The organism is Shewanella sp. JNE2 (assembly GCF_023159115.1).
Lineage (GTDB): Bacteria > Pseudomonadota > Gammaproteobacteria > Enterobacterales > Shewanellaceae > Shewanella > Shewanella putrefaciens.
Window position 1 is genome coordinate 2588222 of record NZ_CP096169.1, and the last position, 14687, is coordinate 2602908.

The window sequence follows — 14687 nt, forward strand, 5'->3', positions numbered from 1 at the left end:
TACTTAGTAAGTTACTTAATCAATTCGCCAAGATTGGCGGTATAAAACAAAACGTCCACATCGAGTGTGGACGAATTGCAAAAAATCGCACAAAGCTTATGCCGCTTTGGTTTGAGTTGCAACAATCACAACGCACAAGTAATAAATTGGTTATCGATTTGTGCCTGAGATCAAACCCTGTAAGCACAACGGCAAAATCTCCCTAAAAGAAGGATTCAGCCACCCGTTATTCAACTTCGGGAATACTTTTGAGATACCAAAGTAAAATCAATGCCATAGCAATGAGCATTCCTTTTACCCACATAATGGGCACCAGCATAATGCTGATGCTAAAACTCAGAGCACTAATCAGCATTGCTTTACGCTTTAAGCCTTTGCGTATTGCACCTTGTTGCTGCCATTGGGTTAATGCATCGGCAAACCAAGGGTGAGCCATCAACCACATATGTAAACGCTCGCTCGAACGGGCAAAACAAAACGCAGCCAGCAAAATAAAAGGGACTGTCGGTAACAGGGGCAGCACTATGCCAAGTAATCCAAGGGCTAAAGCTGTTAATCCCAAAAGTAAAAAAAATCCGCGCTTCAATACCATAAGCTGATAATGCCCTTCTCTAAAAAACAAAAGCCACTCAATAGAGTGGCAATTGTATACCCATTCGAGATTAAAACCCGCTTAAATTAAACCTAACTGCTTTAACCACATCAGGGTTGCTGGCAGAGTTGGTAGCAATAAGACTAAAATAAAACCAATAAAATACATAAAGTTAAATGGGTCTTTAAATGGCTGACTACTCATTACAGCTCCTAAGGTATATGCAAGTATAAGTGTGCAGAAATCAAACGGTGATGGAGATCACAAAACGGGCGACATTGTAGCCGTTTGTCAAATCAACAAAAACCCTTTTTATGTAGGGTTATTGCAATTATTTTGATCAATAGTCGTGCTAAGACTGATGAGTCCGCACTATGCCTTTGATGGCTAACTGTTCGAGTAGCTGCAAACAACCTTGTGCTAAAGCCTCAGGCGTTATCTGCGGATAAGTTATTGTTAACCAATTGACTATACCATCAAAACTCATCAAGCCTTGCTCTGCAAGATAGGCTAACACTTGGGCACTTAGTGGGTTTAATTGCAAAAAACGGACTTCACTATCTTCATCTTGGTAAATACAAAAAAATACTGGCGTATCAAGGCATGCTGTAGGACAAAAGTCATCACGAATAAGTTGCACTGGATAATGGTACTGCGCGACCCTCGCTGTAGACGAAAGGCACAGCGGGAGATCTTGAATGTTTTCAGGCTTGAGCTCCACTTCCTTAGCATCCTGTTGTGCGACTGCAACGACAAGTTCAAGCCACTCATAATGAGCCAACTCCAACATAAACACAGGATCAGTATTTTTAAGTTGGTATTCCTGTTGCAGAAAATCGAGGAACTCCCCAGCGATATCGATGAAAAGTGGAGACTGGCAGTCGTGCTGACTAAAAAAATCTTGTACCAAAATCAACCAATCATTCTGGGTGTATAAACTCTTCAAAACCGGAAAACCGTTAGAGACAAACCCCATCACATTACTAAAAAATAATTCACGGTAAACCTGCATTCGCTCAATGGATGTCCCAGTCGGTAATGGCTTAGCGGGGTCGCGAATATAGTCGATAAAAGACTGCTGAACCTGTTTAAAATTCACTAAGCACTCCTTTTCGCAACAGCCGAATTAAACGCAATCGCTTGATGTTGATGAATTTGTTCAATCTCGCGTAATAGTTCAGAGGTGGGGGGTAAATTAAAATCCCGCTCTAATAACGTCGGTAACACCCCATGCTTGGCATAGCAAGTTTGCAATAGTGCCCACACGGGATCATTAATATCGGCACCATGGGTATCGATAATCAGATCCTCTGCTTGTTTATAGTGCCCAGCAATATGTAAATAAGCGATACGCTCAGTGGGCATTGCATTTAAAAAGACATTGGCATCGTAGCGATGATTTATCGAGTTTACATAAATATTATTGATATCCAAGAGCAGCTTACAGTCAGCCTCTTCCAGTACTGCATTTAAGAATTGAAGCTCTGTCATCTGTGCAGCAGGCGCTGCGTAAAAAGAGACATTTTCTAAAATAAGTGGTCGCTCTAAGATATCTTCAACCTGCTTAACCCGTGCTGCCACATATTTGACTGCGGTATCGGTAAACGGTATGGGCATCAAGTCATATAAATGGCCTTGGCCTGAGCAGTAACTTAAATGTTCGGAGTACACTTGAATTTTGTGCAAATCCATAAAGGCCTTTACACGGCGAACAAACTCGACATCTAAGGGTGCTGGACTACCAATGGATAAGCTAAGCCCATGACAATAAAAAGTATGTTGCTCCGTAAGCTGACGAAACTGCTTGCCATATTTACCACCAAGGGTCATCCAATTCTCAGGTGCAACTTCAAAAAATTGAATGGTACTGGGCACTTGATGGCAAAACTCCGTTAGCATTTCCCGCCGAAGGCCAAGCCCAACCTGCTCAAGATATGGATTTCTCATAAAACCTCTTTGCCATAACAGGCAAATCTCATGCAGCAATATCATCAAGATCATTGAAAGTACAAGCCAGCTCTCGCTGGCTTGTTATTCAACATCCCACACAATGCCTGTTCAGTGTTGAAAATGCTGAAACTTATTTTACTTCTTTTTTAACCTCTTCCACTTTTTCTGCGGCTTTCTTCATATCACCACCACATTTGCCTTCTCCGCATTTGCCTTCTTTGGCTTTATCAACGGCTTTTTTCATATCGCCGCCACACTTGCCTTCCCCGCATTTGCCTTCTTTAGCTTTATCAACGGCTTTTTTCATATCGCCGCCACACTTGCCTTCCCCGCATTTGCCTTCTTTAGCTTTATCGGCGGCTTTTTTCATTCCTTCGCCACATTTACCCTCACCACACTTACCTTCAGATCCAACGACTTGATAGCCGGCATCCATAGTTTGAAAACCAAATGGATTGGTTTGTGCGTTTACAGCAAAAGCAGAGCTGACAACAACAGTACCTAATGCAACTGCGGCGGCGGTTTTCTTAACTGAGTTCATAATATTTTCCTTGTCGTTTATGGTGTAAAGTGCCCAACAACAGTTTATGTAGCTGGTTTGTAACAAGAGACCTGTTGAAACTCAATTCTATTGCAAAAAACACATTTAGATCACAGAAATATTCAATATTCCCTGATAGAGGGCGAATCAATAACTCAATCCAGCTGGAAAAGTTTCTTGTTCGCAACGCTAGAACGATAAGGTAGAATGCACGCCCTTTGAGAACTGATGCGGGTTAACGGCTGTGCGTGTGATTTTGGCTCCAATGGAAGGTGTGGTAGACGATTTGATGCGTGACATCCTCTCTGCAATCAATCCCTACGACTTACTTGTCACTGAATTTGTACGAGTGGTAGATCAACTTCTGCCAGAGAAAGTTTTTCTTAAACTTTGCCCTGAATTACACAATCAGGGGAATACACCATCAGGTACGCCAGTACGTGTTCAATTACTCGGTCAAGAACCCCAATGTATGGGAGAAAATGCCCTACGAGCAGTAGAGCTAGGTTCCCATGGCGTCGATGCCAACTTTGGTTGTCCGGCGAAAATGGTTAACCGCAGTAACGGTGGCGCTGTACTCTTGCAATATCCAGATAGTATTCACGATATTGTCCGCGCAATGCGTCAAGCCGTGCCCAGCGAGCACCCTGTTACGGCAAAAATCCGCCTAGGTTATGAAGATAAGTCACTCTTTATGGAAAATGCCTTGGCTGTCTATGAAGCGGGGGCAACCGAACTTGCCATTCATGCACGCAGTAAAATTGATGGCTATAAACCTCCCGCCTATTGGGAATACATTACTGAAGTGAGAAAACGTCTGCCTATCCCAGTGATTGCTAACGGGGAAATTTGGAACAGTGATGATGCCAAGCGTTGTATGGCCGTGACTGGCTGCGATAGCATTATGATTGGTCGTGGCGCCATTTCATTGCCCAATTTAGCTGACACCATAAAAACAGGAGCCGCACCTTATACTTGGGCGCAAACCTTAGCGCTTATGCTCAGTTATACTCAAAGGGAACTCAATGGCCGTAAAAGCGATTATTACCCCGCTCGAATCAAACAGTGGTTTACCTACCTCAATCGACAATATCCTGAAGCGGATACCCTTTTTAGAACATTAAGAGTCCATAAAACAACCGAAGACATTGTCAGAGAACTTGAAGCGGCACACAATGCTTTACCAAAAACACATTAATTTGCCTATGTAATAGTAACGCCATGGGTGATGGGTATTGATACCGTACATTTGCATCAATAATTCAATAGGAATGAAGTACTTTTCTGTTTTATTACTGCGAAAAAACTAAAAATCTCGCTGATACTTGATCTTTATCATAGTCGCTGATAGTGGAACTATTAGACTGAACACCTAGAGTCAGATAAAACAGGCGATTTTACGTGAGCACCACCCATATCAGACATGAATTGTCAGAGCTTGAGGCTAATCTAAGGAAAGAAATCGGCGCGCTCCCGCAGTTCCTTGAAGTACTCGGGACGCATTATGCCAACCTAAGTTTAGGCGAATTGATCGATCAATTGGCACAAAGTCCCTTGGCCGAACACCCTCTTTTCTGCCAACTAAATAAACTTGATGCCGCGATCTGTCAGCTTGACTTAGGTCTCTATGGCCTGTGCTCAGATTGTGAAGCAGAAATAGAAATTGAACGCTTAAATCAAGATCCCACCGAACAACGTTGCAGCAGCTGCGCCGAGCATTATCAGCATGAACATCGCCATGAGCTTAGGCTAAGCCATTAACAGCTTTAGACTTTATCTGTTCACTCAGTCAGTTAACCAATAAAAATGCCACTCAAATGAGTGGCATTTTATTACGTATTTACAAGCCAAGTTCACCTGCAATACTAAAATTACTGCTATAGCTCTTTACAGTTTTTGCCCACAATTAGAAACTACAATACCATTTTTTAAGTGAACAACTTTTCCGTCAACTGGCTCATAATCAGCAGCTTTAATCATTGGATTTTTTTCAAAAAACTCACGCAAAACTGCTGCGTCAGTTTGCTGAGTATTTAACACATCTATTTTAGGATAATCGTCACCACCAGCAGCACTAAAACTAATGATTGAGAAGGTGTATTCCTCAATTGGTGAAAACCCTCGATTATTAATATCACTGATATCGGCTGTAGCAGTATCGCAATCGATGGTAACACTAATATTGCTTAACTGCGCATAACCGCCACCAGTTTTAGTGCCTACCTTCCCTAAATATTCAGCAACTTCATTACCGGTCATCGTCGCTTTGGCTACAAAGTTTCCAAATGGTTGCACCTTCAAAACATCACGATAGCTCACATCACCAATAGCGATGGAATCACGTATACCTCCAGAGTTCATAACCCCAAAGTCCGCATTAACTAAACTATAAGTTCGATAAGCTTCACCTAAGAGTTGACCTAAATTGGTTTGCTGGGTACGAACGATATCACGATTCCCTTGAAGCAAACCATCAGTATACGAAATAACAACATCCAGTAATTCTTGACCTTTTTGTTGATACGGATAGAGAATAGATTTTACAACTGGATCTGCGCTGATTAATTTATCAACTAAGATGTAATTACCTTTTTCATCTTTAACCAAATTACCTTTAGCGTCTCTGGTTAATAAATTAATAGGAATTAAATCATAGCTAGCGAGATGTAATTCACCGTTAAAATACTCGAAATCGGCACGACCAACATACTTACCCCATTCGTGAGCTTGCATAATCCAAGTGCCATTTTGTTGATCAGGCGCACAATCATCACCAGGTTTGAAGCTAGCGTAAGCTTTATTGTCGCTACCAGGCTCCATACAGACAGGATTTTGTGAGTGCCCGCCAATAATCGCTTGCAATTTACCTTTTGCGACTGAACGTGCTAACAACACATCGCCAGGCGCTTCAGAACCATGATTACCATCTGCATAATGCCCCATGTGAGTGGTTGCAAAGACTAGATCGACTTTTTCGTTGGTTTCAATTTCTTTAAGCGTTTTTTGAATTTCTTCCTGTGGGTCGGCGAAATGTATGGTTGAAATATTTTCAGGGTTGACCAAATGTGCGGTGTCTTTGGTCGTTAAACCAATCACAGCTACTTTGAGGCCATTTACATCAAAAACATGATAAGCATCAAACAGGCGCTTATCCGTAATCTGGCCATCTTTATCTTTGATATAAATATTCGCAGCCAGCATCGGAAAGTTAGCTAGTTTTGATTGCATATCTAGCACATTTAAACTTTTATCAAACTCATGGTTACCGACTGCCATTGCGTCGTAACCAATTAAATTCATACCAATGAAATCGGGCACGGCATTTTGCATATCCGACTCTGGCACACCGGTGTTTATATCACCACCAGAGAGTAATAGAACCTCACCGCCTTTACTTTTTACTTCAGCACGAATTTGATCGACTAGGGCTTTACGAGCCGCCATACCATATTCGCCGTCACTGTTTTCCCAGAAACGACCATGGTTATCATTGGTATGTAAAACAGTAAACGTTGTACAAGCACTCCCTGCTTCAGCACATGTTGTTGGAATTTTATCATCATCACTATTGTTACAACCTGCGAGAGCTACAAGCACAGCCGTTGCAACCAATCCTTTAATAAGCTTATTTATCATTACATCAACCCCTTGATTTTAATTATTTTATCATAGAAAGTTTGTCTCGAACTCTATCAAGTTCGACGCAGAGCATAATAGCAAATAATAAAGATGAAATGTGTCATTTTTATTAATAAAAGTGACTTTAATGTGGTATTTACCAAAGGGTTTAAGATTAATTTGTTTCAAATAAAAAATAAGCTTAACAATTAAATTTTATACATTTAAGCTAGAAGAAATAAAAACAAAATAATTAGTTTTAAACCTTTAAATATAAACAACTTAGAAGGAAATAAATGAAATCACTATTGTTCACTTAAAAGAACAGGCATGGATAATATTGACATTACCGCATGCCGTTTTTATCAGCAATTAGACTTAGCTACATTTCAAATTGCTGTAATAACCACTGACGAATATCGTTTAACTGGGCAGGAATAACCGAATGTGCCATGGGGTAAGTTTGCCACTGCACTTGATATCCATCCGATATTAAAACATCTTTGGCTAAGGCTCCCGCAGATAGCGGGACAACATCATCCTGCACACCGTGTTGTTGTAATATCGGAGTATTACGGTTAGCCATACTTAAGTCCGCTGGTAACGCATCGGCTGTCGGTAAATAACAAGATAACGCCATGATGCCAGCAAGCCTTTTTTCAAAACGTAGCCCTGAGAATAAGCTCATCACACCCCCTTGGCTAAATCCAGCCAAGACAATGCGTTCACTCGGAATACCTGCCGCGATTTGTTCATTAATCAATGCGTTAACATGTAGCTCTGATGCCAAAACCCCTTGCATATCGGCTCTGTCATGTAAATCCATACTTTTAATATCATACCAAGCTCGCATGACGTAGCCGCCATTGATGGTTACAGCTTGCTCTGGTGCATGGGGGAAAATAAACCGAATGCTATGATGACTGGGTAACCCTAAGGCTGGCACAACAGGGGCAAATCCTGCCCCCGAATCCCCTAATCCATGTAACCAAATGACCACGGCCGTAGCAGGCGTCTTAGGCTCAACAACAATACGCTCAAGAGAAACTGACATACTAAAAAATCCCTAATTCGATATTAAACACTCATCAACTAAAAAGTGATGATAAATCTATAAGTTAGACACGCGACGCAGGCGTACTTTATTCCGCATCCATTCCCAGCACATCTTGAATCGCACGTAACTGGGTATTTGAGTCCAATACTAAGCTCCAACGCACACCGCCACCATCGGCGATCAACATAGGTGGCTGACGTCGCAAACCTATATCCTCCGCACTCGCTTGCAGTACGATACTGGCAACATTGAGCCGCACTTGCACTTCGAACTCAGTGACGATGAGCTTACCCTGCGAAAAATCTATCACCATTATGATAACCGCCCTATGTGAAAACACCGTCATCATAGCAAACTTGTGGTCTTTTACCGATGGCATTTCCTTGTCAGCATACGAGTCATTAAAGTTTGATTACATTTGAGCTAACAGTGAGATCACAAATCCAGTGGATTATCAGGTAAACTTTTGCCCGATATTGAATGGGCCGATAGAACACCAAGCAAATTGTTGCACTTATCGCCCAAAACTCGAGCTAAAATACTTCATCATTAGGCTGTTAAATAATGCTTTCACTTCGCCCAACCGTCCTTTGCAGCGCCCTACTGTTTGCGCTGCAATTTCTTCCCAGCACCTATGCCAATAGCACTGATGCCAATAGCGCTTCTAACACCTTAGCCTCCGAGCCTGCTGCCACTTTTGCACAAACACAGACGCAGCAGAACCAAGATACACTGACCTATGCCAATTACACTGAAGTCAGCGTGAGTCATGTGGCGCTTGCCCTTGCCATCGATTTTAAGCAAAACCACTTATCCGGCGAAGTCATCCTCGATTTGGCTTGGCATAAGGCGGGGAAAGAACTCATCTTAGATACTCGAGATCTAACGATTAACAGCGTAACGGCTTTAAATACAGCAGGGAAATGGCAAAGCGTGCCCTTCACCCTAGCCAACGCTGACACGGTAAAAGGCGCGGCACTGACCATCAAACTTGCAGATGAAGATACCCAAAAGGTTAAAATCAGCTATCACACCTCGAATAATCCGTCCGGTATTCAATGGTTAACCTCTGAGCAAACCCAAGGTAAACAGTTGCCTTTTATGTTCAGTCAGAGTCAGGCGATTCACGCCCGCAGTTGGATCCCACTGCAAGATACGCCAGCCGTTCGCCAAACCTATAGTGCGATAATAACCGCAGATAAAGCCATTACTGTGGTCATGGGGGCCGAACGTAAGGTGTTATCAAGCAACCAAACCCAGTTCACTATGCCGCAGGCCATTCCCGCTTATTTGATTGCTATTGCTGCTGGGGATTTAAAATTTTCTCCCTTAGATAACATCTCGGGTATTTGGGCAGAGCCAGTTATGCTCGACAAAGCCAGCAAAGAATTTTCCGACACGCCTGAAATGATAAAAACAGCATCCAAGCGTTATGGCGATTACCGTTGGGGACGTTATGATCTGCTTATCTTACCGCCTAGCTTCCCCTTCGGTGGCATGGAAAACCCCCGTTTATCATTTATTACGCCAACGGTCATTGCCGGAGATAAAAGCTTAGTCAGCCTCATTGCACACGAACTCGCCCATTCTTGGTCAGGCAATTTAGTCACCAACGCAACCTGGCGCGATCTCTGGCTTAATGAAGGTTTTACCACCTATGTTGAAAACCGCATTATGGAAGATCTCTATGGTCGTAACCGAGCCCTGATGGAACAAACGATTGGATACTCTGAACTGTTAGCAGAGCTTGAAGCATTACCACCTGAGGACTCAGTGCTGCATATCACACTGGGTGAACGGGATCCAGACGATGCCTTTAGCGGCGTCCCCTATGTGAAAGGCCAGTTATTCTTAATCTTTTTGGAGCAAAAATATGGCCGTCAACGCTTCGATGCGTTTGTGAAAGATTATTTCAGTCATTTCGCGTTTCAGAGTATTACCACTGAGCAGTTCCGCGAGTATTTATCTTTAAATCTATTAAACAAATACCCTAATATTGTCAGTGAAGCTGAAGTCGATACTTGGATTGAGGGCCAGGGATTACCCTCATTCCTCGTGCCCCCCAATTCCCACGCCTTTGATGATGTCGATCTTCAAAGGCAAACTTGGCTTGAGGGTAAGGTTAGCGCCCAAGCCCTTAAAACGAAGACATGGACCGTCCACCAGTGGTTGCGGTTTATTAGCGAAATGCCAAGAATTAATTTACACCAAGCTAAACTTGCCGAGCTAGATAATGCCTTCCATTTTACAGGCACTAGCAACAGTGAAATCGCTTTCGCATGGTATTCACTCGCATTAGATAACCGCTATTACATTGTATTACCCGCGCTAAAGCAATATGTAAACGAAATTGGTCGACGTCGACTTATCCTGCCTTTATATCAAACGCTGGCGAGTACCGAGCACTATGATTGGGCCAAGCATGTCTACCTTAATGCTCGTTCTGGATATCATCCCCAAACGCAAGCAAGCCTTGACCTGCTGTTTGCAGACAAACCCATAGCGCATGAACATAACCACTAGCCAGATAGAAAAAGACAAAAAAGCCCAAACCAACAGGTTTGGGCTTTTAACTTCAAGATTGCATACCCGTTTTACTCATCTTCAATCGAGGAACAAAACCAAGTTTCAAATCCTAAAAATTAGTGGTGATGACCACCAGCACCATGGGCATGACCATGGGCGATTTCTTCATCAGAGGCATCGCGAGCACCGACAATTTCGATATCGAAGGTTAAATCACGGCCCGCTAAGGGATGGTTCACATCCACAGTCGCCATAAATTTACCTACTTTAACGATAGTGACTTGACGTTGACCGTGGTCAGTGTGTACCACAGCCGTCATACCTGGCTTCCACACGCTGGCGCCTAATAGGTGTTTCACAGACACTCGTTGTTGCGCGGCGTCTCCTTCAACTCGCTCACCGTAGGTTTCCGACGCAGGTAAAGTCACGGTAAACTTGTCACCAACAGCTTTGCCATTAATGGCATTTTCAACACCTGGCATCATATTGTCATGGCCATGTAAATAGGCAATGGCTTCACGGCCTTCGTTGGTCTCAATCACATCACCTTTCTCATCGCGCAGAGTGTAGTTAAACTGCACAACCATGTCGTCTTTAATAATGCTCATCGAATATCCTTTGATTTACTTCGATTTCAAATGTGGGGCGAGCTTAACAAAACTGACCTTTTCACTCCACATTTTTATCCCGTCTGCACCGCACATCTGCTTAACATTAAAGCGTTAGCCCTAAAGCGGCGAACACCTCAGGACTTGGGAAACCATCAGCAATCATTTTTTTACTGCGCTGAAAAGCTTGGATCCCAGCCATTGAATTACGTCCTAGCACACCATCGGGTTTACCAACCTCAAACCCCGCCTCATTCAATTTTTCTTGCAGTTGCTTAACTTGTTCACGGCTTAGACGAGGCTGTTCAGGCGGAGCAACTTTTAGAGGCTCGCCACCATTAATACGATCCGCTAGATGTCCTACGGTAATGGCATAGAACTCTGAACGGTTCCAACGCATGATCACATTAAAGTTTTCATACCCTAGGAATGCAGGACCCGTATGACCCGCAGGTAAATATAATGCAGCCTGAATATCCGCTTGTGGCAAAGGTTGTCCATTAGTCAGGGTTACAGACTGCGCAGCCCATTCAGCTAAAGGCAATGTCTGTTTTGCACCTAAATGGCTGTAACTAAAATTCTTTGGTAGTAAAACTTCACGCCCCCAACGCTCATTACGCTGCCAACCTAAATTTTGTAAAAAATTAGCCGCAGAGGTCAAGGCATCTTCTGTGCTATTCCATAAATCCACCTTGCCGTCACCGTCGCCATCAATAGCATACTTAGCATAGGCTGAAGGCATAAACTGTGTATGCCCCATTGCCCCCGCCCAAGAGCCCACCATAGTGTTTTTATCAAACTGATATTTTTCTTTTAACTTAAGTGCTTGCATCAATTCGGTGGTGAAATAACTGCTACGACGTGGCTCACAGGCCAAGGTTGCCAGCGAGTCCAATACGGCCATTTTTCCTTTGTAGGAGCCATAATTGGTCTCTAGTCCCCAAAAAGACAGAATATATTGTGGCGGTACCCCATACTGCAGCGACAACTTATCCAGCAATGCTCGATGCTTTTGTAATAAACGTCGCCCTTCATTGACTCGCCAATCGGTAGCTCGCTTAGTAAAATAATTCGCAAAAGTTTGACTAAATTCAGGTTGCTGTTGGTCGAGCTCAATCACGCGCGGCACAAATTGTAAATGCGCAACGGTATTATTAATGGTTTCCTCTGATAACCCCTCACTTCGCGCTCGTGCCTGTAGCGTTGTGAGGCAACTAGCAAAGGCATCGGCATTTAATTGCACTGTGGCATTGATATCCACAGTGGCAAGTGCCGCATTAGGATCTGCAATGGCATTATTACTGCTAACACTGGACGTTGGCGCACTCGAGCAAGCACTCACACTAACGCAGGCTGCAAAGCTAGCCGCAAGATAGGTCAAACCTTTCATTTTAATCAAATCGACAACTCCAATATTTGATTTCACAACAATCACTGTGTTGTACTCAACTGAGTTAATAATCCTGACCCATAGTGGCGACTAACACAATCCTTATTGCCATAAATACGCTTATGTCGAGTCTTATTGCTCAGTTATCCAACACAAGAAAAATCTTAACAAAGAATCCCTTGGCCTCTGTCGATGTTACCGTATAATGGGCAGGTTAACGGCATACTTCAAAGAGACCTATCATGACAGAAATCAATGCGGCTTTGGCTGGCTTTATCGAAAATGTAAAAGAACATCAGACGCTTTGGGGTCTAATGGATGAAACAGGTGAAGGTTGGGTTGTTTGCGACTCATCTGAATTTGAAGACACTGATGTGATGCCATTATGGTCAAGCGAAGCTGCCGCAAAATCCCATTGCAGTGACGAATGGCATGATTACCAAGCTGTTGCCATTTCCCTTGAAGAATTCCTTGAGTATTGGGTGTCAGATCTAAATGACGATGGCGTGTTGATCGGTGTTGATTGGCAAACAAATGAAGAATGTTTGGAACTCGACCCTATTGTATTAGCAAAAGACTTAGTTGATGTTGAAGAGTGTTAAGCACGTCAATCATCTATTAACGACATCAAGGAATGAGGTAATCAAACCTTGATGTCTGCTATCCCCATCATAGATATTCCCTTCGATAAACGTCATACCTGCTGGTTTTGTGGCGAACCTTGTAATCAACATTTTGAGTATCACAGCCAAACTCATACCCCTCACCCATCATTGGCCGTTCCTGCCTGTAGTGAGTGTGCCAAGCTAGCTAAGCAACATCCGTTAACCTCGATTTGGGACTGCCGTATGGCAGTTAAAGATGCATTGATGCGAATTTATGCCAAGCATTTGGCGATCGGGATCAACTGGACGGAAGCTGAACTCGCCGAGTCGGAGTTTTCCTGCAACGTATTTGAAGGATTTAAGAAAAGTGCTTGGATGATGTACCAAATCGCTCGAGATAGGATCAATGCTCCAGGCTGGCCACTACGGCTCGAAGAAATAGAAATTGATGATCAAGGTTATAGTGCTGGCTTTGAATTTGATGGTGTTACTTATACATCAGTGCATGCAGCTATCCACTATTACAGCACTCAATTTACCTTAGATCCGCGTTTTTTTGCAGACCTCGTGCGTTTAGTCGGTCGAGCTCGCTTCAATTATGCCCTCAGGCTCGCACGTATTCACATTGCTTCCGCTAAGGAAATGAAACGTCAAGTGTTAGCCGATCTTGAAGCCGAGTTGATATAACGCGATGGTTCAAGGCGACAAGACCGGACACTCTCTTGCTAACTTAATGGTAAATTAATCCACTAAACAAACTTCAACAAAGGAACGAAACATTTATTGCGCAATAATTTGTCTTAATCTTTCCTGAACCACTTCCACTAACAGATCGGGTTGGAATTTTGAAATAAAACGATCGCATCCAACCTTTTCAACCATAGCATGGTTAAAACTACCACTAAGCGAAGTATTTAGCGTAATAAATAAATCCGCCATTGCTTTATCGCTGCGGACTTCATGGGTGAGTTTATAACCGTCCATTTCAGGCATTTCGGCATCGGTAATCATCATCAATAATTCTTTTGAGATCTGCTTCCCTTCATCACGCCATTTTTGCAATAACTGTAATGCTTGCAAACCATCGGAAGCCTCAATGATTTCAATACCGAGTTGACCTAACGTCTCGCGAACCTGACGTCTTGCCGTTGAAGAATCATCTACAATCAAAATCTTACGCCCAGGCATTTCATGGACTAAGGTTTCGTCAAGTACACCCTCAGAAAGCCTAATATCGTAGTGAATGATCTCCGCCAGCACTTTCTCTACGTCAATAATCGACACTAATTGCGACTGGCCTTGGTGTTCAATGCGGGTAATTGCCGTCAGATAATTATTCCGTCCAGCCATTTTAGGCGGCGGCATAATGTCGCTCCATGTCATGTTGATGATATGTTCTACCTTGCCCACTAAGAAACCTTGAACACTGCGGTTATATTCAGTGATGATCATATTAGCATCATCACCTGGAGCAACAGGCTTAAAACCAATAGCAGAACGTAAATCAATGACAGGAATGGATATACCGCGAATGTTTGCAACACCAAATATATGCGGATGGCTGCCTGGCATGGCATTAAGGGGCGGAAGTTTTACCACCTCTTTCACTTTGAACACATTAATGGCAAATAGCTGCGTGGAATTTATACGAAAAAGCAGTAATTCAAGCCGATTTTCACCAACGAGTTTGGTACGTTGATCTACGGTTGCCAATACGTTTGCCATAATGCTGCTTCTCTAATGTGGAGGAAAATACTTTCATCGCATGCGACGAACTTGGCTAAATTATAGCGGCAAACT

Annotated in this window: 16 protein-coding genes; 5 read left to right on the plus strand and 11 right to left on the minus strand. The window is 43.1% G+C overall.

The window, feature by feature from the left end; translation table 11 throughout:
• Window positions 1-226: 226 nt before the first annotated feature.
• From MZ182_RS11565 to MZ182_RS11580, 5 genes are all read right to left on the minus strand, one after another.
• Window positions 227-592, minus strand: a complete 366-nt coding sequence (locus MZ182_RS11565; RefSeq protein ID WP_011919455.1) for a YbaN family protein — start codon at window positions 590-592, stop codon at window positions 227-229.
• An 81-nt stretch (window positions 593-673) separates the two neighbouring features.
• Window positions 674-796 carry a hypothetical protein gene (locus MZ182_RS21300; RefSeq protein ID WP_011789038.1) on the minus strand — a complete coding sequence of 41 codons (123 nt, stop codon included), beginning with the start codon at window positions 794-796 and terminating at the stop codon, window positions 674-676.
• A 148-nt stretch (window positions 797-944) separates the two neighbouring features.
• On the minus strand, window positions 945-1691 hold the full coding sequence (locus MZ182_RS11570; RefSeq protein ID WP_248066149.1) for a DUF2063 domain-containing protein: 747 nt from the start codon (window positions 1689-1691) through the stop codon (window positions 945-947).
• Window positions 1691-2539, minus strand: coding sequence for a DUF692 domain-containing protein (locus MZ182_RS11575; protein ID WP_025007736.1), 849 nt, complete (start codon window positions 2537-2539; stop codon window positions 1691-1693). The genes MZ182_RS11570 and MZ182_RS11575 overlap by 1 nt, the downstream gene beginning before the upstream one ends.
• A 133-nt stretch (window positions 2540-2672) precedes the next feature.
• Entirely contained in the window at window positions 2673-3083 is a 411-nt protein-coding gene (locus tag MZ182_RS11580; RefSeq protein ID WP_011789035.1) for a hypothetical protein, read from the minus strand.
• Between the two features lie 244 nt (window positions 3084-3327).
• On the opposite strand from MZ182_RS11580, the gene dusC reads away from it, so the two are divergent.
• Complete coding sequence (gene dusC / locus MZ182_RS11585; RefSeq protein ID WP_248066152.1) at window positions 3328-4281, plus strand: tRNA dihydrouridine(16) synthase DusC; 954 nt, start codon at window positions 3328-3330, stop codon at window positions 4279-4281.
• Between the two features lie 203 nt (window positions 4282-4484).
• Entirely contained in the window at window positions 4485-4844 is a 360-nt protein-coding gene (locus tag MZ182_RS11590) for a TraR/DksA family transcriptional regulator (protein WP_248066154.1), read from the plus strand.
• A gap of 126 nt (window positions 4845-4970) precedes the next feature.
• Here MZ182_RS11590 and ushA read toward each other — a convergent pair whose 3' ends face one another.
• From ushA to MZ182_RS11605, 3 genes are all read right to left on the minus strand, one after another.
• Window positions 4971-6719, minus strand: coding sequence for a bifunctional UDP-sugar hydrolase/5'-nucleotidase UshA (gene ushA, locus MZ182_RS11595; RefSeq protein WP_248066157.1), 1749 nt, complete (start codon window positions 6717-6719; stop codon window positions 4971-4973).
• Between the two features lie 364 nt (window positions 6720-7083).
• On the minus strand, window positions 7084-7755 hold the full coding sequence (locus tag MZ182_RS11600; RefSeq protein WP_248066159.1) for an alpha/beta hydrolase: 672 nt from the start codon (window positions 7753-7755) through the stop codon (window positions 7084-7086).
• An 88-nt stretch (window positions 7756-7843) separates the two neighbouring features.
• Entirely contained in the window at window positions 7844-8071 is a 228-nt protein-coding gene (locus MZ182_RS11605) for a DUF3389 family protein (protein WP_011789030.1), read from the minus strand.
• Window positions 8072-8322: 251 nt separating this feature from the next.
• On the opposite strand from MZ182_RS11605, the gene MZ182_RS11610 reads away from it, so the two are divergent.
• Window positions 8323-10281 (plus strand): M1 family metallopeptidase, encoded by a 1959-nt coding sequence (locus tag MZ182_RS11610; protein ID WP_248066160.1) that lies wholly within the window; start codon window positions 8323-8325, stop codon window positions 10279-10281.
• Between the two features lie 119 nt (window positions 10282-10400).
• Here the strand turns inward: MZ182_RS11610 and MZ182_RS11615 are convergent, their stop codons facing one another.
• Both MZ182_RS11615 and MZ182_RS11620 read right to left on the minus strand, forming a co-directional pair.
• The gene (locus MZ182_RS11615) at window positions 10401-10892 is read right to left on the minus strand and encodes an FKBP-type peptidyl-prolyl cis-trans isomerase (protein ID WP_011789028.1); all 492 of its coding nucleotides are present in this window, start codon (window positions 10890-10892) and stop codon (window positions 10401-10403) included.
• A gap of 106 nt (window positions 10893-10998) precedes the next feature.
• Window positions 10999-12291 (minus strand): lytic murein transglycosylase, encoded by a 1293-nt coding sequence (locus MZ182_RS11620; protein ID WP_248066163.1) that lies wholly within the window; start codon window positions 12289-12291, stop codon window positions 10999-11001.
• A 233-nt stretch (window positions 12292-12524) separates the two neighbouring features.
• On the opposite strand from MZ182_RS11620, the gene MZ182_RS11625 reads away from it, so the two are divergent.
• Together MZ182_RS11625 and MZ182_RS11630 are read left to right on the plus strand one after the other, a co-directional pair.
• Complete coding sequence (locus tag MZ182_RS11625; RefSeq protein WP_011789026.1) at window positions 12525-12884, plus strand: DUF2750 domain-containing protein; 360 nt, start codon at window positions 12525-12527, stop codon at window positions 12882-12884.
• 51 nt (window positions 12885-12935) lie between these two features.
• Window positions 12936-13574 (plus strand): hypothetical protein, encoded by a 639-nt coding sequence (locus MZ182_RS11630; RefSeq protein ID WP_248066165.1) that lies wholly within the window; start codon window positions 12936-12938, stop codon window positions 13572-13574.
• 93 nt (window positions 13575-13667) lie between these two features.
• On the opposite strand, the gene MZ182_RS11635 is transcribed toward MZ182_RS11630, so the two are convergent.
• Entirely contained in the window at window positions 13668-14612 is a 945-nt protein-coding gene (locus tag MZ182_RS11635) for a chemotaxis protein CheV (RefSeq protein ID WP_011789024.1), read from the minus strand.
• Between the last annotated feature and the right edge of the window lie 75 nt (window positions 14613-14687).